General features: G+C 42.4%; 19 protein-coding genes. 14 read left to right on the top strand and 5 right to left on the bottom strand.

Annotation, left to right across the window (positions count from 1 at the left end; all coding sequences use genetic code 11):
• Positions 1 to 36: 36 nt before the first annotated feature.
• Complete coding sequence (gene fmdA / locus QZ995_RS04785; RefSeq protein WP_301803768.1) at positions 37 to 1,218, bottom strand: formamidase; 1,182 nt, start codon at positions 1,216 to 1,218, stop codon at positions 37 to 39.
• A gap of 158 nt (positions 1,219 to 1,376) precedes the next feature.
• On the opposite strand from fmdA, the gene QZ995_RS04780 reads away from it, so the two are divergent.
• Entirely contained in the window at positions 1,377 to 3,524 is a 2,148-nt protein-coding gene (locus tag QZ995_RS04780; RefSeq protein ID WP_301803765.1) for a YhgE/Pip domain-containing protein, read from the top strand.
• 130 nt (positions 3,525 to 3,654) lie between these two features.
• Here the strand turns inward: QZ995_RS04780 and QZ995_RS04775 are convergent, their stop codons facing one another.
• A complete protein-coding gene (locus QZ995_RS04775; RefSeq protein ID WP_301803764.1) occupies positions 3,655 to 4,965 on the bottom strand; it encodes a haloacid dehalogenase-like hydrolase in 1,311 nt (436 codons plus the stop codon).
• 110 nt (positions 4,966 to 5,075) lie between these two features.
• Positions 5,076 to 7,130, bottom strand: coding sequence for a methyl-accepting chemotaxis protein (locus QZ995_RS04770; protein ID WP_301803761.1), 2,055 nt, complete (start codon positions 7,128 to 7,130; stop codon positions 5,076 to 5,078).
• A 558-nt stretch (positions 7,131 to 7,688) separates the two neighbouring features.
• On the opposite strand from QZ995_RS04770, the gene QZ995_RS04765 reads away from it, so the two are divergent.
• The 10 genes from QZ995_RS04765 to QZ995_RS04720 all read left to right on the top strand — a co-directional run bounded on the left by QZ995_RS04765 (position 7,689) and on the right by QZ995_RS04720 (position 17,466).
• The gene (locus tag QZ995_RS04765) at positions 7,689 to 8,294 is read left to right on the top strand and encodes a glycerol-3-phosphate responsive antiterminator (protein WP_301803758.1); all 606 of its coding nucleotides are present in this window, start codon (positions 7,689 to 7,691) and stop codon (positions 8,292 to 8,294) included.
• Positions 8,266 to 8,982 (top strand): HAD family hydrolase, encoded by a 717-nt coding sequence (locus QZ995_RS04760; protein ID WP_301803755.1) that lies wholly within the window; start codon positions 8,266 to 8,268, stop codon positions 8,980 to 8,982. Before QZ995_RS04765 ends, QZ995_RS04760 begins: the two co-directional genes overlap by 29 nt.
• A gap of 1 nt (position 8,983) precedes the next feature.
• Positions 8,984 to 10,069 (top strand): ABC transporter ATP-binding protein, encoded by a 1,086-nt coding sequence (locus QZ995_RS04755; protein ID WP_301803752.1) that lies wholly within the window; start codon positions 8,984 to 8,986, stop codon positions 10,067 to 10,069.
• The gene (locus QZ995_RS04750; protein WP_301803750.1) at positions 10,070 to 11,020 is read left to right on the top strand and encodes a carbohydrate ABC transporter permease; all 951 of its coding nucleotides are present in this window, start codon (positions 10,070 to 10,072) and stop codon (positions 11,018 to 11,020) included.
• A gap of 57 nt (positions 11,021 to 11,077) precedes the next feature.
• Entirely contained in the window at positions 11,078 to 11,863 is a 786-nt protein-coding gene (locus QZ995_RS04745; RefSeq protein WP_437124718.1) for a carbohydrate ABC transporter permease, read from the top strand.
• Between the two features lie 24 nt (positions 11,864 to 11,887).
• On the top strand, positions 11,888 to 13,204 hold the full coding sequence (locus QZ995_RS04740) for an ABC transporter substrate-binding protein (protein WP_301803745.1): 1,317 nt from the start codon (positions 11,888 to 11,890) through the stop codon (positions 13,202 to 13,204).
• Positions 13,205 to 13,218: 14 nt separating this feature from the next.
• Positions 13,219 to 13,968: a glycerophosphodiester phosphodiesterase gene (locus tag QZ995_RS04735; RefSeq protein WP_301803743.1), complete on the top strand. Its 750-nt coding sequence runs from the start codon at positions 13,219 to 13,221 to the stop codon at positions 13,966 to 13,968.
• A gap of 263 nt (positions 13,969 to 14,231) precedes the next feature.
• Positions 14,232 to 15,656: an amino acid permease gene (locus tag QZ995_RS04730; protein WP_301803740.1), complete on the top strand. Its 1,425-nt coding sequence runs from the start codon at positions 14,232 to 14,234 to the stop codon at positions 15,654 to 15,656.
• A 148-nt stretch (positions 15,657 to 15,804) separates the two neighbouring features.
• Positions 15,805 to 16,344 (top strand): flavin reductase family protein, encoded by a 540-nt coding sequence (locus QZ995_RS04725; protein ID WP_301803737.1) that lies wholly within the window; start codon positions 15,805 to 15,807, stop codon positions 16,342 to 16,344.
• Between the two features lie 171 nt (positions 16,345 to 16,515).
• Complete coding sequence (locus QZ995_RS04720; protein ID WP_301803734.1) at positions 16,516 to 17,466, top strand: aminopeptidase; 951 nt, start codon at positions 16,516 to 16,518, stop codon at positions 17,464 to 17,466.
• A 108-nt stretch (positions 17,467 to 17,574) separates the two neighbouring features.
• Here QZ995_RS04720 and QZ995_RS04715 read toward each other — a convergent pair whose 3' ends face one another.
• Entirely contained in the window at positions 17,575 to 18,903 is a 1,329-nt protein-coding gene (locus tag QZ995_RS04715) for an FAD-dependent oxidoreductase (protein WP_301803730.1), read from the bottom strand.
• 482 nt (positions 18,904 to 19,385) lie between these two features.
• Between QZ995_RS04715 and QZ995_RS04710 the strand changes: the two genes are divergently transcribed.
• On the top strand, positions 19,386 to 20,852 hold the full coding sequence (locus QZ995_RS04710) for a flavocytochrome c (RefSeq protein WP_301803728.1): 1,467 nt from the start codon (positions 19,386 to 19,388) through the stop codon (positions 20,850 to 20,852).
• Positions 20,853 to 20,885: 33 nt separating this feature from the next.
• A complete protein-coding gene (locus tag QZ995_RS04705; protein WP_301803725.1) occupies positions 20,886 to 21,242 on the top strand; it encodes an FMN-binding protein in 357 nt (118 codons plus the stop codon).
• Between the two features lie 558 nt (positions 21,243 to 21,800).
• Here QZ995_RS04705 and QZ995_RS04700 read toward each other — a convergent pair.
• Positions 21,801 to 23,231, bottom strand: a complete 1,431-nt coding sequence (locus QZ995_RS04700; RefSeq protein WP_301803721.1) for an alanine/glycine:cation symporter family protein — start codon at positions 23,229 to 23,231, stop codon at positions 21,801 to 21,803.
• A 236-nt stretch (positions 23,232 to 23,467) separates the two neighbouring features.
• Here QZ995_RS04700 and QZ995_RS04695 point away from each other — a divergent pair, with 236 nt between their 5' ends.
• Entirely contained in the window at positions 23,468 to 24,268 is an 801-nt protein-coding gene (locus QZ995_RS04695) for a TatD family hydrolase (protein WP_301803719.1), read from the top strand.
• Positions 24,269 to 24,334 lie beyond the last annotated feature (66 nt).

Here is a 24,334-nt window from a genome sequence, read left to right as displayed (position 1 = left end):
CCTTTCTTTTGAATCACGCATGCGCGCTCAACACGATTATTTTGGTAAAATATCCCGGTCAAAAATGGAGGTGGGAAGCCACAGTGTGCAACAAGCATTGGGTACATCGACTATACCGCTAATTCTGCCTTCAACGGGCGCTGTGCTTAATAGCATGTAAGCTTGTTCCCCGGTATAGCCCATTGTTGTTTTTAGATATTCAATTGCATTGAGGCAGGCACGGCGATAAGCAAGATGTGCATCCAAATAATATTGTTCGCCAGTCGATTCGTGCACTGAAATCCCTTCAAACACCAAAAACTCAGAATAATGGGGATCAACGGGACCTGGCTTAAACACTGGGTTTTCCGTGATTTTATACTTCGCCATTCCGCCTTTAATCAAATCAACGTGCAGATCAATCCAGCCTGCCATTTCAATCCCGCCGCAGAAGGATATTTCTCCATCGCCTTGTGAGAAATGCAGGTCACCAACTGAAAGCTTAGCTCCATCCGTGAAGACCGGGAAATAGATTCGCGTTCCTTTCGAAAGGTTTTTAATATCGCAGTTGCCCCCATTTTCACGCGGAGGTACTGTACGAGCGGCTTCTTTGGCAATTCGGTCAAATTCAGCCCCTTGTAGGCGACCCAGGATGGCACTATCCGGGTTGGGCAGATTAGCGTAGGCAGCGCTCTTTAGGGGGGCATTTGCTATGACCACTGATTCACGCTTGTTCCATTTGTCTAAAAGCTGAGGAGAAGGGGCTGTACCAATTAAGCCAGGATGAATGATGCCAGCAAATTTGACACCGGGAATATGACGAGAGCTTGCATAAATTCCATGAAAGTCCCAGATGGATTTAGCTGCTTTTGGGTAATGCTCCGTTAGAAATCCACCGCCATTCTCTTGGGCAAATATACCGTTGAAGCCCCACTCTGATCCTTGAATGGCTCCAATATCCAGGATATCGACGACTAATAAATCACCGGGCTTTGCCCCATTAACCCAAACCGGACCGCTCAACATATGAATACGGTTGAGATTCACATCTCGAATATCACTGGGGTCGTCATTATTTACAATTTGCCCATCAGTCCAGTCTTTGCATTCCATTCGAAAGACTGCTCCAGGATTTACAGAAACAGTGGCGGGAATATCTGGATGCCAACGATTATGACCAGGGGTGACCTGATCCTCCATAGGCTTGTTCAGATCTACTTGAAATAAAACCTCCGGCATAGAAGACCTCCTTTACTGTATAGCCTTGTTATCCATTCCTATGTGGACAAGGATAAAATCATTACTGATTGAATGAAATGCTTTCTGGTTTGGATATGTTGATAGATAGAGGTACAATAAGAGTTGACGAAAAGACTAGAGATTATAGGGGATATGCGATGAATAATATTTTTAAGATATTCAAAAGAGACGTGAAAAAAATTGCAACGAATTGGGCTGCTGCCATTATTATTTGTGGACTTATTTTCTTGCCGTCTCTTTATGCGTGGTTTAACATTAAGGCTTCTTGGGACCCGTATGGTCAAACGAGCGGTATTAAGATTGCTGTGTCTAATCTGGATAAAGGAGCAGAGCTGCGCGGGAATAAGCTTAATATTGGAGAAGAGATCATTACCTCGTTAAAAGAGAATAAAAAGATAGGATGGGTATTCACCGATGCGGATAATGCCCTAAGAGGAGTAGAGCATGGTGATTATTACGCAAGTATCACCATACCTGCTAATTTCTCAGAACGAATCGCAACAGTGCTGTCCAAAAATCCGCAAAAGGCGGAAATTATCTATAACGTAAATGAAAAAATCAACGCTATCTCACCTAAAATAACGGCCAAAGGCGCAAGCGGTGTAACGGAGGAGGTCAATCGCAATTTTATCAAGACAGCCAACGGCACCATTTTCCGGATATTTAATGAAATTGGCATTCAGTTAGAGAGTGAGCTACCAACGATTAGACGACTAATTGATCTTGTATATAAAGTGGAAGCCTCTTTCCCGGAAGTGCATAAAGTGATTTCTACAGCAAGTGTCGATTTGAAAAAAGCGGATGATATCGTAAAGAAGGCACAAAATAATCTGCCGGCAGTGACTCAGCTTGCGCAAGATGCCGAAAAGCTTTCTGTTCGCGTAGGCGAGTTCTTGGATCACAGTGCAGATGCTATCGGAACGCTGACACCTACCATCAAAGAGAACTTACTTTTGATTCAACAAACCGCTGTGCTAAGTGAAAAGCTGCTAGGCATACTGCAAGATGTAAGCTTTGTGCCAAGTTTGGCCAAAGTAGAGCTGGATCGTACTGCTGAACGCTTGGACAGAGCAATTCGCGTTACCAATCGTTTAATAGGGGTGTTTGAGCCTCTGTCCAATCTGACTGGGAAACGGCTGCATTTTGTTACGGATAAGCTTAAAGATATAAAATCAACTTTTGAAAAGCAGCAGATGATTGTCACCTCCATAGCAGATGCGATTGATCGAGGTGAAAGGCCGGCTCAACAGCTAGTGGATCAGTTTATGCAGCTCTCAAGAAATACCTCTCAGGCAATTGATGATCTTCTTAATCGATTTGATACGCAGATTGAACCGCTTATCATGGAAGGCATCGGAAAAGCGAAACAGGATGCCAATCAAGCAAGAGCGGTGATCAAGGATGCAATTACCAGCATACCCGACGTGCAACAGATTTTGCAGGATGCCGCAAAAGGACTTTCTTTGGGAAGTAAGGATTTATTGCTGCTTCAAAAAAACCTTCCTGAGGTAGAAGCAAAAATTAAAGATGTCGCCAAGCGAATACGAGCATTAGAAAAAGAGGGCAACTTAGAAGAAGTAATTGATCTGCTGAAGAGAAATGCAGAGAAGGAAAGCCAATTTTTCGCAGAGCCTGTTATTTTAAAAGAAAATCGAATGTTCCCGATTCCGAATTACGGTTCAGCAATGTCGCCGTTTTTCACTACATTATCCCTGTGGGTAGGCGCCTTGCTTCTTGTTTCTTTATTAAGCGTAGAGGTTCATGATGAAAAGCATGTCTTTAGAAGCTATGAGGTCTATTTTGGCAGATATCTGACCTTTGGCATATTAGCTATGCTCCAGTCTGTTATGGTAACGCTGGGGGATATCTATATATTAGGAGCCTATGTAGCCGATAAAATGTGGTTTGTTTTATTTGGTTTAATCATTAGTGCGGTGTTCATGCTGATTGTTTATACGCTTGTCTCTGTTTTTGGAAATGTAGGGAAGGCGATGGCAATTGTGCTTCTGGTACTCCAGCTGGCCGGCTCTGGAGGGACATTCCCAATTCAGGTTACACCTCCATTTTTTCAAGCGATCTATCCATTTTTACCCTTTACGTATGCTATTAGCATGATGCGGGAAGCGGTTGGCGGCATTCTATGGGATATTATCAACAGAGATATCATAATGATGACTGTCTATGCTGGAATTGCTTTGATCATCGGATTGGCTCTAAAGAAATTCATAAACCGATCATCAGCTAAATTGGTTAAAAAAGCTAAGGAAAGTCAACTGATTCATTAGTACAACCTAGCCAAGATCCATTCAGTATGTTTCTCGACCAAATGAAAGACCGTTCCCCAGTCTGCGGGAACGGTCTTTTACAAATCATTTATGAGTATAATGAATCATAACTCACAGTAATCATGTTTGCTTACTTGTTTGGAAGCAGCTCAGCTTTTGTTTTGCCTACTAGAATTGTTGATTCAGTAGGGATCCACATGCCTGTGTTTTCATCGCGACCTTGTAGTACGTATTTAGGGTTTGGTTTGTTCATTTCATCTACAGCTTGTTTGGTAACTTTACCAATATTTCCTTCTTTTAGAAGATTAAGAATTAGAACTAATTTTGTATCAGGGAATTGAGTCATCATTTCGTAGTCACCGTTGCTGTCGCCGCCAATGAATAGAGGACCGTTTCCACCGTGTTTTTTAGCAATTTCTGCTTTAATTACTTCTGTTTTTCCGCCATAAACGGTTTTGTACCAGTTCTTTTTGTATACAGGTTGCATAACGCCTTTTGCGTCTTTTTCCAATTCCATACCGATTACGTTTTCTTTTGGAATGTTATAGCCATACTTAGGATTTGATGCAAATACTTCTACTACTTCTTTCATAGAAGCAGATACTACATAAACATCAATTCCATTGGAACGGAAAGTATTCATCATGGTAGCAACCTCTGGAGATAGACGAAGACCAGATGTATATGTAACGCTGATTACGCCAGCTTTACCGCTAAGTGTTTTAGGGCTTGTATAGTTGATTTTGCGGATAGAGTCACCAAGACCGTAGTCATTGGAGCGTTCAGCCAACTCATGAACTTCATCAACGCTCATGTTAGTCAAGAAGTAAAGAACCCAAGGATAACCTACATCGCTGCCATGAGAACCGTTGATCGCATCGTACAAGAAGTACATTTTTGTGCGGAAGTCGATGAATTGGTCAGTCTTAGTAACTTCTTCCAGGGATTTTTTGCCTTTGAAACCTTTATAGTTTTCATACAAGAATTTGTAGTCAGAAATGATGTCAGCAGAAACGTTTTCCATTGTGATCGCTTTGCCGTCTACTGTTTTGTATTTGTCAGCAAAAGGACCTTTTGGAACGTTCATAACCAATACTTTTGCAAATTCTTCTGGTGTTAATTTGAAGATCAAGTGATTGATTTGATAAATAAGAAGCGCTTCTTGTGTATCGTGCATGATGCTAGTGTTATCCCAGTCAAAAACAGCATAAGGTTTTTTATCTGCTTTGTAATTAGGACTTTTCACGCCATATTGGTCGATCATTTTTTGAACAGCAGCGTGAGTTTTTTCAGCCCATTTACCTTTATCAAGCAGTTGTAATTGCTGTTGAGCAATTTGTGTAGCAGAAGCTGTTGATAGTGGAGCTGCGAATGCTGGTGCTGCACCTAGCATAAGTGATAGAGATAGTCCAACACTTAGCAATACGTTTGTTTTTTTCATGATTGTCTCTCCTTTATGATGTGAGTTTTCTTATAAACAATCGGGAATATCATGGATACTCCCGACTATTTGCGATGGAAGTCTTGCTAATAGAGAGTATGAATATGCTGTTATACCCGGAAACGGTCAATTAAGCTCGTTAATTCCTGAGATATTTGACGCAGTTCCTCAGATGATCCTTGAAGAGCCAGCATTGCAGTTACCTGGGACTCAGAGGATGCAGACACGTTTTGCATGTATTCAGCCGAAAGCTTAGCGATATGTGCTGTCTCATCTACAGAAGATGCAATCTCTTCACTGGCAGCAGACATTTCCTCTGAAATTGCAGAGTTATCATGGATTTGCTCTGTTATATTTTTGATTTGTTGAAGGATGCGTTGGAATGCTTCACCGGAATCCTGTACCAATTGAACACCGTTCGAGACGCTATGGTTTACATCATTCATAGAGTCCATGGCACGGTTGGTCTCTCCGTGTACTTCATTGATTAAGCTGGCGATTTTACCAGCAGATTCCGAAGATTGTTCGGCAAGCTTTCTTACTTCATCCGCAACAACAGCAAAACCTCTGCCATGTTCTCCCGCACGGGCAGCCTCTATGCTTGCATTTAGAGCAAGAAGGTTGGTTTGGGAGGAGATGTCGGTAATCATATCTACAATTTTTACAATCTCGTTAGAACGATCCTGTAGGACCTTTACAACAGAGAGAGAATGCTCGACAGATACACCAATGTTGCTCATTTGCTGAACAGCGTGTTGTACAGTCTGGTTACCATTCTCAGCTTCTTGTGTTGTATCAAGCGAAAACTCTGCAATGGAGGAGGTAGATTCCGCAATTCGCTGAATACCCAGTGCCATTTCCTCCATGCCCTTAGCACTTTCCTCTGTACGCATGAGCTGATTATCTGCCCCACTTGCTACTTCTTTTACGTTTTCAGCTATCTTATCAATAGCAATTATATTACTCTCCACATGAGCGGATACCTGCTCTGAGGAGGCTACCAGCTTTTTGGATGCGGATACAATCTCTGAAATCAGATACTTAATTGATAATTGCATAGATTGCAGAGAATTAGCCAGAGTACCTAACTCGTCCTTACGTTGAAGTAAATGAGGCTGTACTTCTTTGGTTAAATCACCTTCTCCAATCTCTTGCATGTGACCAATTAAGGTAGTGATTGGCTTAGAGAATTTACCAGCTAGAATAATAGATGCAATCAAAGCAATAACGCCCAAAATGACGCTCATGATCAAAATAAGGAAGAAAATATGATCAATGCTGCTATTAAGCTCGCGTTGTTCAATAAATGAGATGTATTTCCAACCTGTTTTTGGCGAGGTATAGACGTTCGTTAAATAATTTTGACCTTCCATAATGACTTCCAGTTGACCTGACGACATTTCACTTAGTTGGGCTAATGTTTTATTATCCAAATCTTTGACGTTTTTGGAGATCATATCCGGATATTGAGGGTTGGCAAGCACAGTACCCTCAGCGGAAATCATCATAACATAACCGGTTTCTCCAATTTTCATTTCTTTCAAGACTTCGGTTAAATTCAGCAGGTTCGTATCAATACCAAAAACCCCTACTGCTTTTCCAGTCATATCGCGAAGCTGTGTAACGATACTGACTGCAATAGTATCTGTGCCTGTCAAGATATAAGGAGCAGTGATTACGGCCTTGCCTGGTTCTTTCATAGCAGATGTATACCAAGGACGGTCACGCGGGTCATAATGTGAGCTCATATTTTTGGCAGGATACTGTGTATAACCGCTAAACTCAGTGCCTACAAATAGGGATGAAGTGTTGGGATGGGCTTGAATATAGCGTTTAAATTCTTGGGCCAGATCTGCTTCTAAACCGCCATTTGCCATAGCATCTATTTTAACTGTCCCAGATTCGTTCTTATATGACTTGATTGATGCATCTGTTCTTTTCAACAGCGCAGAGTTTGCAAGCATGAGTACGTTTTCACGAATGGAATTAAAATAAATAGATACGCCATTATCCACTTGGGCTACTTCCTTGGTATTAGCATTCAAGAAGTCCTGATGAATCTGTCTTTTCATATCCAAGTAAACAACGCTACTAATAAGGGCAATCGGGATCGTGATACATAAGACAAATGCAATGATTAGCTTGGCTTTTATTGTATGAAACAAAGGCGTTCCCTCCCACATGCAAGTAACCCCTATCAACTTTTTCCAAATAAAAGGAAATAGAGGCGGAATTTTATTTCTGTTCTATTAATTAATCGGATAAATCGGGAATAAAATGAAGGATTATTTCGAAGGTACATAATCATGTTAAATATTCGTTGAAAATTTATGATATTTCTGTGAAATTTTAAAAACTTGATACTTAAGGGATTTTATTGAGTTTAATCGTGTAAAAATAGGTGGTTTTTCGAGCGTTTTTACGTGAGATTTAAACTTTATTTTCATAAAAAAATTATCATTTTAATGCATATTTTCATGGTAAATATGGTAATCAATGGTGATAAAATTCATTTTCTTAACAAAATGCTGTTCTAAACTTAACGGGACCTACACAGCATATTAAAAAACAAAAGGTACGATACAACTAACAAGTAGATAATGAAAAGGTTGGAGCTAGGGAGAAACCTCAATAGAAATTACCAAAAACTTTTTTAAAAGAAAGTGGATTGGCAGGTTCTATTTGAGGTTTTTTGTTTTTTGAACAGGAGGCGAATAGCAGGCATGAATCAAGCGGAGTTTTACGCCAGATTAGAAAGATATAAGATCATTGCATCCATTAAGCAGCCAAAATCGCTGGAACGTGCATTAGAGGCTCCCATCAGTGCTGTAGTGCTGTCAATCGGAAATCTGAACACAATGAAACGATATGTTGATCTGTTTAAATCGCAGCAGATTCCCGTTTTTCTTCACCTAGAGCGCATTGGCGGCATTAGCTATGACCGGGAAGGCATGGCCTATGTAGGTGAGAATGTGAAGCCAACAGGCATTGTGGCAACGCGTAATACGCTGATTAAATTAGCTAAAAAGCATGGTCTGCTTACGATCCAACGTTTGTTCTTAGTTGACAGCGATTCGCTTAAGTCTGGTATTCAATCTATTCAGGAAACTCAACCGGATGCGGTGGAGATCATGCCTGCCCTGCTGCCGGAGTATATCATTGAGTACCGAAATTCGCTTCAACAGCCAATTATTGCAGGTGGGCTGATCAAGAGGCGGGAGCAAATGGTGACTGCTCTTTCGCATGGCGCTATTGCTGTATCTGTAGGAAAACATCAGTTGTGGAAGGAGAATATGGGGAATGAACACTTGCAGCACTCTTCTATTTGATTTAGATGGAACCTTGCTGGATAGCAGGGAGGGTGTGATAGACGCGGTTTACTGCACGATAGAAGCGCATTGCCCCGGCTTGTTTACCAGAGGGGAAATAACAGGTCGGTTTGGCGAAGCCTTGGAGGAATTTTTACATACCGTTGAAGCAAGAATCAACGAGCAGCAGGCTCAAAGGCTTGAACTGCCTGACCAATTCAAAGTAAGGCATTGGGACCGCACAGCATATTGCAAGGATTATTTTACGTACATGGAACGCCACAACAGACAGGTACAGTTGTTTCCATTTGTGAGAGAAGGGTTAGAAGCACTCAAAAAACGGGGATTTCAGCTTGCTGTTGTCACCAACAAACAACGTGGGCTTGCTTTACAAAACTTGGAGACGGCGGCGATTCTGCATCTAATGGACACAGTGATCACGCTAGACGATGTGGTGCTTGGCAAGCCTTCTCCTGAGCCAATACAGAAGGCAATGGCAATCTTAGGGACTGTACCTGAAGAGTCACTCATGATTGGTGACAGCAGGTATGATCTGTTATCCGCTCGTGCGGCAGGTGTGCGCAGCGTGTTGTTGGAGTGGTACGGAGCAGATCAACGGATTCAAGAGGAGGCTCATTATCGATTTAAAACATTCCAAATGCTTGTCGATGAACTGTTGTTAGCCAGTGTACAAGGAAAGGGTGAGTAGAGTGGCAGAAGTCGTGCTGAAGCAGGTAATGAAGTCCTATCAGCAGCAACAGGTGGTAAAGGGGATGGATTTGGTGATTCCAGAGGGCTCCTTTACAGTTCTTGTTGGTCCTTCAGGCTGTGGAAAATCAACTACGTTACGAATGATAGCTGGGCTTGAGACCGTGACCAAAGGCGAAATTTGGATCGGTAAGCAAAAGGTCAACGATGTACCACCCGGTAAACGAGATTTAGCCATGGTGTTTCAAAACTATGCGCTGTACCCCACGATGACAGTCTTTGACAATATTGGCTTTGGATTAAGAAACCGAGGTATCTCGAAAAAGGAATGCAAGAGACTGGTCGAGGAAATCGCGGAAATCGTAGGGCTTCAGGATTATTTATATCGTAAGCCGGCCCAGTTATCAGGAGGTCAGCGCCAGCGCGTGGCTTTAGCCAGAGCCATGGTGAAAAAGCCAAAGGTGTTTCTCATGGATGAGCCCTTGTCTAATCTTGATGCGAAATTGCGGAATCAGATGCGTGTAGAATTAACCAGCTTGCATAAACAGCTAGGAACAACATTCATATATGTGACGCATGATCAGGTAGAAGCAATGACGATGGGCGATCAGATTGTGGTCATGAACGAAGGGGAAATTAAGCAGGTGGCCTCTCCGATCAAGCTTTACCATGAGCCGGAAAATCTGTTTGTTGCCCAGTTTATCGGTTCCCCTTCTATGAACATTTGTCAACAGAGGGATCATGCAGGATTAATAGTAGGTTTTCGCCCGGAAAAAGTGATGATAAGGACAGAGCCAGGAGCGGTTCAACATGAACATATGCCGCAATCATCTGGTTCGGATTTTTCTAGTAGAGGACGTATTATCTCCCGAGAAATTCTTGGCTCCGATGTATTGTATTACGTACAGACAGACTCAGAGCAGATCGTAGTCAAAAAGGAAGCAGACCAGCTTCTTTCCCCAGGGGCCGATGTTATCGTATCCGTGCTTCCTGAACACCTGTATCTCTTTGATCCAGCTACGGGAATGCGTAAGAATCCTCCGCGTCCCCCTTATCAAAAATCAGCGATCGCAGGAGGAGTATTGTAAATGGAAAAGGTGGCTGCAACAGAAACCAAATCGCTGCCTACTCCATCGGTCTGGTCTCGGGAACAGATGATGAGAACGAAATTTTTGGAACATGTTCGTCCTTATGCATACGTTACTCCTGCTTTGTTGTTTTTTACGCTGTTTTTCTTATTTCCGATCGGTTACATGATTTATCTCAGCTTTCATGATTGGGCGTTGTTGAATTTGGGTGAGATCGAATGGGTAGGCTTTGCTAACTTTCAAGAACTATTCCAAGAACCAGATTTTCATCTCGTGCTTCTTAATACGATTGTGTTCACGATTGGTACGGTGTCTATCAGTATTTTGTTAGCATTTTTTCTGGCTCTTTGGCTAAATCGAACAGCTAAAATTTATGGAATTATGCAAGCAGCGGTTTTTAGCCCGCATATCATTTCTCTGGTGTCAGTATCCATGCTTTGGATGTGGCTTATGGACCCGCAATACGGTTTATTGAACGCCCTTCTGGAATTCATCGGATTACCTGCTTATACATGGCTTAGTGATACCAAAAGTGCGCTGATTTCACTCATTCTGGTCAGCGTTTGGAAGGGTGTAGGTTATAACACGCTAGTCTTTATTGCGGGACTGCAAAGCATACCGAAAGATCTCTACGAGGCGGCCAGCTTAGATCAGGCAAGTAAATGGAAAACGCTGCGCAAAATTACACTGCCGATGCTGTCTCCCACTTTATTTTTTCTAACGGTCATTAACATCATCTCCTCCTTTCAAGTTTTTGACACGATTTATATCATGACGCAGGGAGGTCCTGTTAATAGCACAAATATGCTTGTCTTCTATATCTATGAACAGGGAATGGATTTCTACAATGGGGGGATTGCTTCGGCCGCGTCTGTTTTACTATTGGGACTCATCGGAGTGGTTACTCTTCTGCACTTTTTATTTATGGAAAAACGTGTTCACTATCGCTAAAGGGAGAGATGACAAGTGAGGCAAGTAGGACACCTTTTGCTTCAAACGCTTGAATGGATGATGTTACTAGCTGTATCGCTCATCTTTGTCTTTCCTTTTCTATGGATGGCGTTGACTGCTTTTAAAACATTGCCTGAGGTCTTTCAATTTCCGCCTACCTGGTGGCCTGAGTCTTTGCAGTTTCAGAACTTTGTAATCGCTTGGGGCTCGGGGCCATTCTTTACTTATTTACTAAACAGCCTGCTGGTAGCGCTTGGTATTTTGTTTCTTCAAATCTTAACGGCTGTACCTGCTGCCTATGCATTTGCAAGGTATCGCTTTCGGGGAAGAAATTTTCTGTTTGGCGTCACCTTAATCGCTCTGATGATTCCGCCTCAGGTGATCTTTCTGCCAATCTACGTGGAGATGAGCAATTGGGGGCTCGTGAACACCTTATGGTCATTGATATTGCCTTATGGGGCGAGTGCCTTCGGTATTTTTTTATTACGCCAGGCCTTTATGCAGGTACCAGACGAGGTAATTGAGGCGGCACGGTTGGATCATGCATCTGAGTGGAAGATCATGTGGACCATTATGGCTCCTATGGCAAAGCATGTGCTGGTCACATTTGGACTATTTAGCTTCATTTATCACTGGAATGATTACTTTTGGCCGCTCATCATGACCAACAGTAACGAGGTGCGCACATTACCGATAGGAATTTCCATGCTGAAAGCGGCTGACGGAGGCAGTCAGTGGAATGTGATTATGGCGGGGAATATGATTTTGGTGTTCCCGATACTGCTGATTTTCTTTTTCGCTCAGCGCCATATTATTAGCGCGTTTGTTTATCAATCCAAATAACCGAATGTCAAGGAGGGCAAGAATGTGAAAAAGTGGGGCTTATCAATTCTAATGTGTACAGTAGGCTTGTCAGGAATGCTGGCAGGCTGTGCTCAGCAGCAGGCAGCAGGAACTGCTGAACAGGGGACAGCAGCAAGTCAGGAAGCAACAACATCTGCCCAGCCTGTTGAGATTGACTTCTGGTATGCAGTAGGCGGTCACAATGGGGAAATGGTTCAAAAGCTTGTAAAGGAATTTAATCAAACGCATAAGGATATTGTGGTGAAGCCCTCTTATCAAGGAAGCTACTACGAGAATCATACTAAGGTGTTATCAGCGGTCACAGCCGGGAATCAGCCTGATGTTACGATGGTTGAGATTGCTTCCATTGGCGCCTTTGCGGATGCGAGGGTGTTGGAGGATCTAGGCCCGTATGCTGCTGGAGAAGAGAAGAAATACAATCCTGGTCTTATGGGCAACTCCTATTGGAAGGATAAATTATATGCCGTTCCCTTTAACCGCTCCACTCCTTTGCTATATCTCAATCGCGATTTATTGAAGAAAGAAGGACTTGATCCAAATGGTCCAAAAACCTGGGAGGAATTACGCCATTTTTCTCAAAAGCTCACAAAAAAGGAAGGCGGAAAAACCAAAAGATACGGATTTTCTACGCCCATTGATATTTGGTTCTATGAAGCGCTGGTGTTCGAGAGCGGCGGACAAATTTTAAGCGAGGACGGCAAGAGCTTAGTAATTCATACAGAGGCAGGGAAAGCGCCGTTGGAATTTTGGATGAGCATGTTAAAAGAAGGAATCATGAAAGCTCCTCCAGGTGAGAAGTACAATGCATGGGATGTAGCCGCGCAGGATTTCTTAAATCAGCAAGTAGGGATGATCTTTACAACTACTGGTGAGCTGAAGGGAATGCGGGAAAAAGCCAAGTTTGATGTAGGAACGGCTTTCTTGCCGGCTAATAAGGATTTCGGAGTGCCAGCAGGTGGGGCAAATTTAGTAATTCTACAAAAATCATCTGAAAAAGAAAAGAAGGCGGCGTGGGAGTTCGTGAAGTGGATTACTGATACGCCGCAAACAAGTGTATGGTCAGCGGAGACAGGGTACATGCCAGTCACATCGGAGGCAATTCAATCAGATGAGATGAAAAAAGTGTATGAACAGGATCCGAACTTCCAAGTAGCTGTGAAGCAGTTAGAGTATGGTAAGCCGCGCCCAATGGTACCGGGCTATAAAGAGCTGCAGGAAGTAATTATGACGGAAATTCAACGTGTCATTTTAGGTCAGGCCAGTATTGACGAGGCACTATCAAAGGCTGTGGAAAAGGGGCAAAAATTGTTGAAGAAATAGGGGGAGAATCTTATATGGGCTACTGCATGGCACACCGAGGCTGGTCAGGGAGGGCACCTGAAAATACGATGGCAGCTATTAAGCTTGCCTTAGCAGAACCGGGCATTCAGGCAATTGAGGTTGATGTACAGCTATCCAAGGATGAGGTTCCTGTGCTCATTCATGATTTTACGCTAGAACGCACTACAAACGGATCAGGGCTAGTCAAAGACCATACATTTGAACAATTGCGTCAATCGAGTGCAGGAAGCTGGTTTGCTGAGGAATTTTCTGATGAAACCATTCCCGCCTTGGAGGAATTGTTTCAAGCTGTGTCGCAGCATACTTGCCGCCTTAATGTAGAGCTAAAGACAGCAGGAAATCTATATCCGCGACTAGCTGAAAAGGTCGTGGAGCTGGTAGAAGCATATGAGTTTACTTCACAGGTTTGTCTCACCTCTTTTGATCACGAAATCATAAAAAAGGTCAAAGGACTGCAACCCTCGATAAAAACGGGATTAATTATAGCGGGCAAACCAGTTCTGTTACGTGAACAGCTAGAGGAAACAGGAGCAACCATTCTGTCCATGGCCTATCCTTATCTGACAAAAGATTTTGTACACATGATGCTGGAGAAAGGCTACGAAATATTTGCTTGGACGATTGATGATGAACATGAGATGAAGCGAATAGGAGAATGGCATCCCCATCTGTATATTTGTACCAATCATCCTGACCGAATGCTTTCTTGGCACGCTGAACGACAAGAGTCAGAGAAAAAATAGAAGGTTGAACCAGGAAGAGCAGTTACGTGTAACCAATGTAACTGCTCTTTTTATTTTTTTGATAGATATTTATAAAAACGCTTTCTTTGGTAATGATAAATTTTATGCTTCATGATTATATTTTAGATTTTTTAACTATTAATAAAAAGACAAAAATATTTTGATTTCGTTATAGGAATAGATCAAGTCCTCCTTTATAATTTACAAGGGGAAATGTTAGTTCTCTGTATATTTTTTCATTTCAGGAAGGAGAAATTCTTTATATGGGAGCGGATGCAAAAAAACTCCGATGGTATAATATTGCGTTAATGGCGTTTGTAGCAGTTTGGGGCTTTGGTAACGTTGTTAATAACTATGCCAACCAAGGATTACAAGTCATTACCTCTTGGGTTTTGATTATTGCCTTATATTTTATTCCTTATGCCTTAATGGTGGGTCAATTAGGTTCTACCTTTAAAGATGGTAAGGGCGGTGTCAGTACCTGGATTAAAGAAACGATGGGTCCTAATATTGCTTATTTGGCAGCATGGACCTACTGGGCTGTTCACATTCCATATCTGGCACAAAAGCCTCAGGCTATCTTGATTGCACTAGGCTGGACATTTACAGGCAGTGGTAAGGTACTCGACCAATATTCTACGTTGGTCATTCAATTAGCTTGTTTAGCTATCTTTTTACTCTTTGTATGGATTGCTTCTAAAGGTATTTCGTCCTTAAAGCGAATTGGGACAGTTGCCGGTATTTCTGTATTTGTGATGTCCTTGTTGTACATTTTGTTAGCTGTTACGGCACCAGCACTCACAGGCGTAAGTGTTGCAACAACCAATATGACGGTCAGCACATTCATTCCTGAATTTAATTTTGCTTATTTTACTACCTTATCCATGCTGGTCTTTGCGGTAGGTGGGGCAGAAAAGATCGCACCGTATGTCAACTTCACGAATAACCCGACTCGTGAGTTCCCAAGAGGGATGTTGATTCTAGCGATCATGGTTGCTGTCTGTGCGCTCTTAGGCTCGTATGCCATGGGGATTATGTTTGATGCGAATAACATTCCTGCTGACTTAAAAATGAATGGTCAATACTATGCGTTCCAAATGCTGGGTAACTACTACGGAATTGGTAACACGTTCTTAATTTTGTATGCGATTTCCAATACATTGGCCCAAATTTCAGCATTGGCCTTCTCTATTGATGCGCCATTGAAGGTGTTGCTATTAGATGCTGATGAGAAATACATTCCAAGAAAGCTTTTGAAAAGCAATGACAAGGGTACCCCTACTAATGGTTATATCTTGACTGCGATTCTAGTAGGTATTCTCATCATCGTACCAGCTCTCGGGATCGGTAATATTAATACATTGTTTAACTGGTTGTTAGACTTAAACTCTGTGGTTATGCCGCTTCGTTACTTATGGGTATTCGCCGCATACATTGCTGTTATGAAAATGGCGGATAAATTTACGTCTGAATATCAATTTGTGAAAAATAATAAGTTTGGCCTGTTAATTGGTGGTTGGTGTTTTGTCTTCACTGCCTTTGCCTGCTTGATGGGGATGTTCCCGAAAGTACCTGCGTTTACATCAGAATGGTACTTCCAAATTACACTTAATATCGCGACTCCGTTCGTGTTGTTAGGTTTGGGTCTGATCCTGCCGTTGATTGCTAAACTGACAAATAATAAGTAAGCGTAAGAGCGAATCCATCCTGTGTTTATACATGGGGTGGGTTTTTTGCTGTAAAAGTGCGTCATGCTTTTGTCAAAAAGAGAGAAGGGACAAGGGAGAAATCCTCAGTACAATGAAAGGGAAGATAAACATCGAAAGGGTGTTTTTGATGGATCAACAGCTAAGGAATAGAGAAGATCATGAACCGAAAAATCAAATGCCCGCGGCTTTTCTAGAGCAAATGGAGCTTGCAACAGACTGGCTGCATCGAAGAGGGGCTTTTCTAACAACCAAGGCAGGAGAAGAGATCAACACGATGACAATTGCTTGGGGGAGCATTGGTTTTCTATACGGAAAACCGACGCTGACAGTGATGGTGCGTAAAAGCAGGCATACCACCCAGCTTTTACAGGCTTCTCAGGAGTTTACAGTTAGTGTTCCTTTTTCAAATGATATGGGAGAAAAGCTCTTTGCCTGTGGAACACAATCCGGTCGTACGGTGGATAAAATCTCTACATGCCAATTAACCCTTGCAGACTCTCGGGTTATTGATACACCTGTGATCGGCAACTGTGAGCGTTATTATGAATGTAAGGTGATCGTGGCTCAAGAAATTACTGCACCTGTCCTGTCCGAAGAGATTAGGCAGGAGCATGTGATTGCAGATGATCCGTATTATTGCTATATCGGTGAGATCGTTCATTGCTAGGAAACAGAGAGGCAAATTTCACGGCAGGTGTTAAAGAAATACCGGATTTGTCTCCGAATACGACAGTAGAGCGGATTGATCCAAGCTGTGCCTATGTAAGGTGATCATGGTAAAGTATATTTCGGAATGTGTAAATAAAATTTCTAAGACGCTAGGAGAAAGGTGGTTCATATGCAACAATCCATCATTGAAATTAGTAAAAGTGTGCTGCAAAGCTCATTGGGAGTAAAAGCTGGTGAAACTCTTTTAGTTGTAACGGATGACTCCAAGAAAAACCTAGCAGAGGCTCTCTATGAAGCAGGAAGAAGTCTAGGAGCCCAAGCCCTACTCATGGTTATGCAGGAGCGTGCCAAATCGGGAGAGGAGCCTCCTGAAGCCGTAGCGATCGCTATGACGAAGGCTGACGTAGTGATTGGGATTACCAAGCATTCGCTTACTCATACGCATGCTCGAAAAAATGCGGTAGCAGCAGGAGCCAGGGTGGCTACGATGCCAGGGATAACAGAGGATATGTTCATGGCAGGCGCTATTGCGGCCGATTATGCCAAAGTAAAAGAGCTGACTGAAGAAGTAGCTAGCATGCTGACAGAAGCTAAGCAAGTTAGAATTGACAAAGCGGGTTATTCCCTAAGCTTTTCCATTGAGCAAAGAAAGGGAATTCCCAGCACCGGTGTGTATGTCAATCCGGGAGAATCGGGTAATCTGCCGTCCGGAGAAGCTTATATTGCTCCTCTAGAGGGAACAGCTGCCGGGCAAATTCTTGTAGATGGTTCCATTGCTGGGATTGGGAAATTAACAGAGCCTGTCCTGCTTACAATTGAGAAAGGACGCATTGTTTCCGCAGAGGGCCCAAGCGGAAAACAGCTTTTGGAGCTGCTGGGCGATGGAGATGGCCGATTATTAGCGGAGTTTGGAATAGGGACGAATGATAAAGCTCGTATTACAGGGGTTGTCTTAGAGGATGAAAAGGTATACAGCACAATTCATGTAGCGTTTGGAAGCAACAATACCTTTGGGGGAGTCATATCAGCAGGTGTACATATTGATTGTGTTGTAATGGAGCCAGACTTCTATTTAGATGAGCATAAAGTAATGGAACAGGGAGCCTTGCTTGGCGTGTAGGTTGAAAAGGCATAAGAGAAAAAGAGCGTTAGCTAGGCTGACGCTCTTTTTGCTGATAACCTCTTGATTTGCCAAATAGGCGTACCAAGCTGCTGAATCTATGCTTTTCTATATTGCTTGCAAGCCAGCCTGATTTAAGAAGTTCCAAGGCTTATTGTAATGCGGTTGGAAGAAGAAATCGACAAAGGCAAGCTGGTCGATTGTCATATGATTTTGGATGCAGACAGATAAGGTATTCATGGATTGCGTTAAGTCAGCCTTGGACATGATTTGGGCTCCGATAATGCGGCGGGAAGCCTCTTCGAAGACTACTTTTAGTAAGACCTTTTCATGCTCTGGCATGAATTCTGGTCGATAGCTGTCTTCGATTGTGACTGTTTTCACATTGATAGCCAAGTCTGAAGCAGCCCCTTCTGTTAATCCAGTAGAAGCAATATTATAATCATAAATTTTAATCCCGGATGTTCCTTGTGTGCCCATATAAGCCATGGTAGGAGTCACTAGATTCTTGGCAACTAGTGTACCCATGCGTACAGCATTCGTGGCGAGAGGAATATAGGTGTGTTGCCCGGTGGGATTGTAGCGAATCGCACAACTGTCTCCAGCAGCATACACATCCGTTTTGCTAGTTTGCATGTATTCATTTACGATAACGGCTCCGTTACTCAACATATCGACTTGTCCTGCAAGCAAGCCTGTATTTGGACGAAAGCCAATGCATAGAATCACCAAGTCAGCCTCGTATTCGCCTTTTGTGGTGATGACCTTTGTCACTTTACCGTCTATGCCTTCAAATTTCGTAACAGTTTGACCTAAAGCAAGTGTAACACCATGATCCCGTAATTCTTTTTCGGTAACGTGAGTAAATTCTTCGTCAAGGTAACGGTTTAGAATTCGATCAGCACTATCAATGAGAGTCACCTGCTTGCCATTCATTTCAAAGGCTTCGACTAATTCAATCCCAATGTATCCTGCCCCAACGACGACTACATTTTTAGCTGTTTTTGCTTTTTCAATAATGGTATTGGAGTGGTTAAAATTCTTGGACAGTACGATATTGTCCAGTTCAATTCCTGCTATGTTAGGCATGATTGGCCAAGAACCAGTAGTAACGATTAATTTATCATAGGAATCTATGATCTCTTCATTTGTATTTAAATTGCGAACAACCAATGTTTTGTGATCTGTATCAATTGAGATTACATCGTGGCGCATATTCGTAACCACGCCAAGCTCAGCTAATTTCGCTGGGGAAGAGTAGAACAAGCCTTGGGGGTCTTTCACTACACCACCTACATACAAGGCAATACCGCAAGAAAGAAAAGAGATATTGTCATTTCGTTCATAAACGGTAATGTGAGCATCTGGATATAACTTAGCAGCAGTAACAATAGCGGCAGTTCCGGCATGTGTGCATCCAATAACAGCAATTCTCATAGCTAGTCCTCCAAGCAGTTAGGATTTATGTGCAAGTCTGTTATTTCTCTTTTATTATGATAAACACTGTTGCAATAGTTTTTATGCTGTTTATTATAGGGGCGTGTTAGGAAAGATGACAGTGAACGTTTTGTGAATGTTATCACATTCACAACCATTGCTTTTTTACATGACGCCCGATCTGCTACAAATAGGGTAAGAACCGCATACATACGAGAATAAAAGCAGGTAAAGTTCTTTTGAATCTAGATGAGGCGCTTGTCTGATTATTACAGAAAATACCTTACATTTGAAAAAAATGAGGAAAGAAGGACGCATGGATGGTCACAAAAAAATATAGTGTGAAATTATTCACATACATTGGAACATCTACTGTATATACTACCATCGAAGGATAACGTTATTGCTTTCATACAAAAAAGAGAAGAAAAAGGTACTAGAATATCCATTTATCAAGTGGTAGAAAAAAGGGAGGATTCAACATGAAGAAATGGATGTCTCTTATGATGGCTGCATTTTTGGCAGTTCCTGTGCTGTCCGGATGCGGGAGTTCAACGACTCCTGGTGCAACGGAAGGAAAGGCTACAACTGAGACAGCAGCTCCTCAGGATGAAAGTACGGATATCGTAGTAATTGGTGCAGGCGGTGCAGGTCTATCTGCCGCGGTAGAAGCCACAAATGCTGGAGCCAGGATAATCGTACTGGAAAAAATGCCGATGGTCGGAGGTAACACAACTCGCGCTACTGGCGGCTTAAATGCAGCGGGAACGGAAGCGCAAAAGAAAAAAGGAATCGAAGACAGCCAAGAGCTGTTTTACCAAGATACAATGAAGGGCGGACACAATAAGAATAACCCTGAGCTGGTAAAAATTCTGACTACGCAAGCGAAAGATTCTGTCGTTTGGCTAGAATCAATGGGTGCTGATTTATCTGACGTTGGTCGTGCGGGAGGAGCAAGTGTAAGCCGCATTCATCGTCCGACTGGCGGAGCGGCTGTAGGCTCTAATATTATATCTACTTTAAAGAATAAAGTAAAAGAAAAAAATGTTGATGTCCGTGTAAAAAATAAAGCAGTCGCAATTATCAAAGATCAACAGGGCAAAGTTACTGGTGTAAAAGCCGAGAATAAAGATGGTAAGGCTTACACGATTCATGCAAAGGCAGTCATTTTAGCTACAGGCGGTTTTTCAGCGAATCAGGAGATGGTTATTTCCTATAAACCAGAGCTAAAAGGCTTTGCGACAACGAACCATCCAGGAGCATTGGGTGAAGGGATTACGCTGGGCGAAAGCGTTGGTGCCAACTTAGTTGATATGGCTGAAATTCAAACACACCCAACGGTTGTTCCTGAAAAAGGTGTGATGGTAACGGAAGCTGTTCGCGGAAACGGAGCTATTCTACTTAATAAAGACGGTAAACGTTTCATCAATGAGCTATTAACCCGTGATGTAGTGTCTAAAGGTATTTTGGATCAAAAAGATGGTGTTGCTTACCTGTTCTTTGATGACGGATTAAGAAAAGGTCTAAAAGCGGTAGAAGAGTACTTCAACATGCAGCTAGTAACAGAAGCTGATTCTGTCGAAGAGCTGGCTGGCAAAATCGGGGTAGATAAAGACGCTACGATGAAAAGCGTCAAAGCATATAATGATGCGGTAGCAGTGAAACAAGACAAGGAATTTAAGCGTGATGACCTGCCTCTTCAATTAAACCAAGGAAAGGTTTATGCCATTCAAGTAACTCCTGCGGTTCATCACACTATGGGCGGCCTGCAAATCAACACCAATGCAGAAGTCATGAATAAAGAAGGTCAAGTGATTAAGGGGCTTTATGCAGCCGGTGAAGTTACAGGGGGCGTACATGGCGGTAACCGTCTAGGAGGCAATGCTATGGCTGATATCGTAACATTTGGCCGCATTGCAGGACAAAATGCAGCAAAGGCTGCGAAGTAATCTTGAAAGCAAGAAATTGAGGAGAGAATGATGATGAAAAAACTATTTTATCTAGTAGCTATGCTAGCGATGGCGGCGATGGTGCTGGTTGGGTGTGGAGCAACAGCTGATGCCGGTAAATTTAAGGACGGTACATACGAAGGTGTGGCTCGCGGTGCTAGTAGCGATATTAAAGTATCTGTAGAAGTGAAGGCAGGTAAAATCGACGGCATTAAGATCCTAGAGCATGAAGAAACCCAAAACCTGATTGAAGCTGTTATGGAGAACACGATCCCTGAGATCATTGAAAAACAAGGCACAGAGGGTGTAGAGGCTATCTCCGGTGCATCTAAATCTAGCAGTGCTGTAAAAGAGGCTGTTAATCAAGCCTTGGAAAAAGCAAAAAAGTAAAATAGAGAGATAAAAGATAAGAGAAGGGTTAGACCAGTAGCAGTATCCGGTATGAACCAGTGAGTTATCAGATCAGCACGAATGACCTTATTGTTCGGAGCATTATTATATTTCGATACGCAAATAAGAGTTTTTTTGGAGTAAAACTCTTACAAAGAATATAGAAGAATGTAAGCCGTTCCTGCAGGGAGCGGCTTTTCTTTATAAAAATATAACATTCGCAGTGCTGGTCTATGTCGTATCTCGTTTTCCTTCTAATTGACGAACCAGCTGGCCCATCCTTACAATAATATTCGGAAACGGTATGCTTTGTAGATGTAGAAGTCAATGGGAACTATACTGCTGGAGCGACTATCGTTGATCTGAAGAGCCATATCAAAAGCAAGCGAATGCTATAGTATGCTTGGAGATTCGAGTAGAGGAATTCCGCCAGTGGTTTATGGGGATATTTACTAATCCAAATGTTTGGTAAAAAGATAAATAAGTTAATAAAAGAGGACACTACTGCCTGTAGTATCCTCTTCTTGTGTATATTCTCATGTTTTTCAATTCTTATTGCTAGGAGACCTCTTTTACTTTATTAGGATCACGTTCCCAGCATTCTGTATTAACTAGACCCGGGATAGAGTCTGAATAAAAGACTGGGTCTTGGCCTGCTTTTCGCTGTTGGACATAATCGGTCAGAGCAGCAAATGCATATTTTCCAAGCAGGAAAATAGCAATCAGGTTAAGGAGCGCCATCATACCCATAAATAAATCAGCTAATGTCCAGACGATATCGTTTTGCGCTAGAGATCCAAACATTACCATCCCAATAACGCAAAGTCGATAGAGAAGAACCCACATCCGAGATTCACTGCGAATAAAATCGATGTTAGTCTCACCATAATAGTAGTTACCAATAATGGAACTATACGCAAAAAAGAAAACAATTACGGCAATAAAGTAAACTGCCCAATAGCCGAGCTGAGTGCTTAGCGCCGCTTGTGTCAATTCAATTCCACCCAAGCCGCTATCCACATAAATGCCAGAGGTAAGAATAATAAACGCAGTCGCACTGCATACCAACAAAGTATCTACATATACTCCCAGCGTTTGTAACAAGCCTTGTTTAACAGGATGCGTAATATCAGCAGTAGCCGCTGCATTAGGAGCGCTACCCATCCCGGCTTCGTTGGAGAATAGTCCACGCTTGATTCCCATGCTAAGAGCCATACCAATACCGCCACCAAATGCTTCTTGCAGACCAAACGCATGGCTTACTATGCTCATGAAGACAGCAGGAATGTGCTGATAATTCATAAGCATTACAAATAAGGCAATACCAATATAAAGAGTTGCCATGATCGGTACAATCCATTTTGAGATAGCCGCTACGCGTTTTACTCCACCAAATACAACAATAGCAGTGAGGATACATAAAATGATACCCATTGTCACTTTATCCACCCCGAAAGCCGTTTGCATAGCTGCCGTAATGGTATTAGCCTGTACGGCATTAAAAACAAACCCGAAGCAAAGCGTAATTAGAACAGCGAAGGTAATACCCATCCAGCGCTGATTTAAAGCTTTCTCCATGTAATAAGCAGGACCGCCTCTAAATCCATGCTTATCATGTACTTTATAAATCTGCGCAAGTGTGCATTCCACAAAGCTTGAAGCCGCTCCGATTGTAGCCAGCAGCCACATCCAGAAGACTGCTCCAGGGCCACCAACTGCGATGGCAATAGCTACCCCAGCTAAATTTCCCGTACCCACGCGGGAGGCTGCACTCATACAAAAGGCTTGGAAAGAGGATACCCCTTTTTTCTCCTGTGAATTACGATTAGCACCATCACCGAGCAGTCTAAACATTTCACCAATTAGGCGAATCTGCACAAATCTGGTACGAATCGTAAAATAAATTCCGACTGCAATGAGAATGAAAATGAGAATGTAAGTCCATAGGAAATCATTGCTAACAGATAATACTCTTTCTATTGATGTCAAATGAAAGAGCCTCCTTTCTCCATAACCTTCCTATCATATTTTATCTATTTTAACATATATACGCGTAAATAAAATTAGTAAAAGCTGATTATTTACTTTTGTGAAAAATTATGAATTATATATTAAAAACTTAGAATGCTGTTGTTATAGGGTTTTTTCTGCCTATTTTTGTTTTAACCGGAATGTGTAAAAAATTGCTACAATGAAGATCAAGAGCCGATAAAGGAGGAATTCTCTTGCCAAATGGTTCCTATCCTATGATTGATGCGCATATACATGTAGATTCGTATCATCCTGCTGATGCCCAGCGGATCATGGCTGAGTGTCAGTCATACGGGATTGAAAAGGTGATTTCTGTTTCTATGAATCTATCATCATGTCTTGTAAATCGAGAATGGTTACTGCGGTATCCGGGGCAGGTTCACGTAGCATACGGTTTTCACCCTGAACAGAAATTGCCGACAGAAGAGGAAATGCAGCGATTATTTGATTGGATCGACCAGCACCAAACGGAGATGGCAGCTATTGGGGAGGTAGGCTTGCCTTACTATACCCAATTAGAGGCCGGCAAGAATGGACAGGCTTTTACCCAAGAGCCATATATTCACTTACTGGAACGGTTTATCAAGACAGCCAGTCGCTATGATAAACCGATTATCCTGCACGCTGTTTATGAGGATGCTGAAATAGCCTGTGAGCTGCTCGAAAAACATCATGTGACGAAAGCCCACTTTCATTGGTTTAAAGGCAGTAAGGCTGTTGCTTTAAGAATGAGTAGGAATGGCTACTATATTTCTGTTACACCAGATGTTGTCTATGAGGACGAGATACAGCAACTGATTCTACAATACCCCTTGGAACAAATTATGATAGAGACGGATGGCCCCTGGCCGTTTGAGGGACCGTTTGCAGGCCGGCTTACCCATCCTGCTATGATGAGGGAGAGCTGTCAAGCTATTGCCCGTTTAAAAGGTCTGTCAGTCGAGGAGACAGCCTCTATCCTGTATCAAAATACAAAGCGTTTTTACAAGATATAAGATTCTGGTTTCTGTCATATCATTTGGTCAGAAGCCGGTGTAGTTTTTTCCTGTTTACGGCTAAAC

It is taken from the genome of Brevibacillus laterosporus (assembly GCF_030489605.1).
Taxonomy (GTDB): domain Bacteria; phylum Bacillota; class Bacilli; order Brevibacillales; family Brevibacillaceae; genus Brevibacillus_B; species Brevibacillus_B laterosporus_E.
This window is presented reverse-complemented; position numbering and strand designations above follow the sequence as displayed.

Coding starts and splice junctions, on each gene's coding strand:
- QZ995_RS04765 (WP_301803758.1), top strand. CDS start 7,689: ATGAATCAAGCGGAGTTTTACGCCAGATTAGAAAGATATAAGATCATT.
- QZ995_RS04760 (WP_301803755.1), top strand. CDS start 8,266: ATGAACACTTGCAGCACTCTTCTATTTGATTTAGATGGAACCTTGCTG.
- QZ995_RS04750 (WP_301803750.1), top strand. CDS start 10,070: ATGGAAAAGGTGGCTGCAACAGAAACCAAATCGCTGCCTACTCCATCG.
- QZ995_RS04780 (WP_301803765.1), top strand. CDS start 1,377: ATGAATAATATTTTTAAGATATTCAAAAGAGACGTGAAAAAAATTGCA.
- QZ995_RS04705 (WP_301803725.1), top strand. CDS start 20,886: ATGAAAAAACTATTTTATCTAGTAGCTATGCTAGCGATGGCGGCGATG.
- QZ995_RS04745 (WP_437124718.1), top strand. CDS start 11,078: ATGATGTTACTAGCTGTATCGCTCATCTTTGTCTTTCCTTTTCTATGG.
- QZ995_RS04735 (WP_301803743.1), top strand. CDS start 13,219: ATGGGCTACTGCATGGCACACCGAGGCTGGTCAGGGAGGGCACCTGAA.
- QZ995_RS04715 (WP_301803730.1), bottom strand. CDS start 18,903: ATGAGAATTGCTGTTATTGGATGCACACATGCCGGAACTGCCGCTATT.
- QZ995_RS04730 (WP_301803740.1), top strand. CDS start 14,232: ATGGGAGCGGATGCAAAAAAACTCCGATGGTATAATATTGCGTTAATG.
- fmdA (WP_301803768.1), bottom strand. CDS start 1,218: ATGCCGGAGGTTTTATTTCAAGTAGATCTGAACAAGCCTATGGAGGAT.
- QZ995_RS04720 (WP_301803734.1), top strand. CDS start 16,516: ATGCAACAATCCATCATTGAAATTAGTAAAAGTGTGCTGCAAAGCTCA.
- QZ995_RS04710 (WP_301803728.1), top strand. CDS start 19,386: ATGAAGAAATGGATGTCTCTTATGATGGCTGCATTTTTGGCAGTTCCT.
- QZ995_RS04775 (WP_301803764.1), bottom strand. CDS start 4,965: ATGAAAAAAACAAACGTATTGCTAAGTGTTGGACTATCTCTATCACTT.
- QZ995_RS04725 (WP_301803737.1), top strand. CDS start 15,805: ATGGATCAACAGCTAAGGAATAGAGAAGATCATGAACCGAAAAATCAA.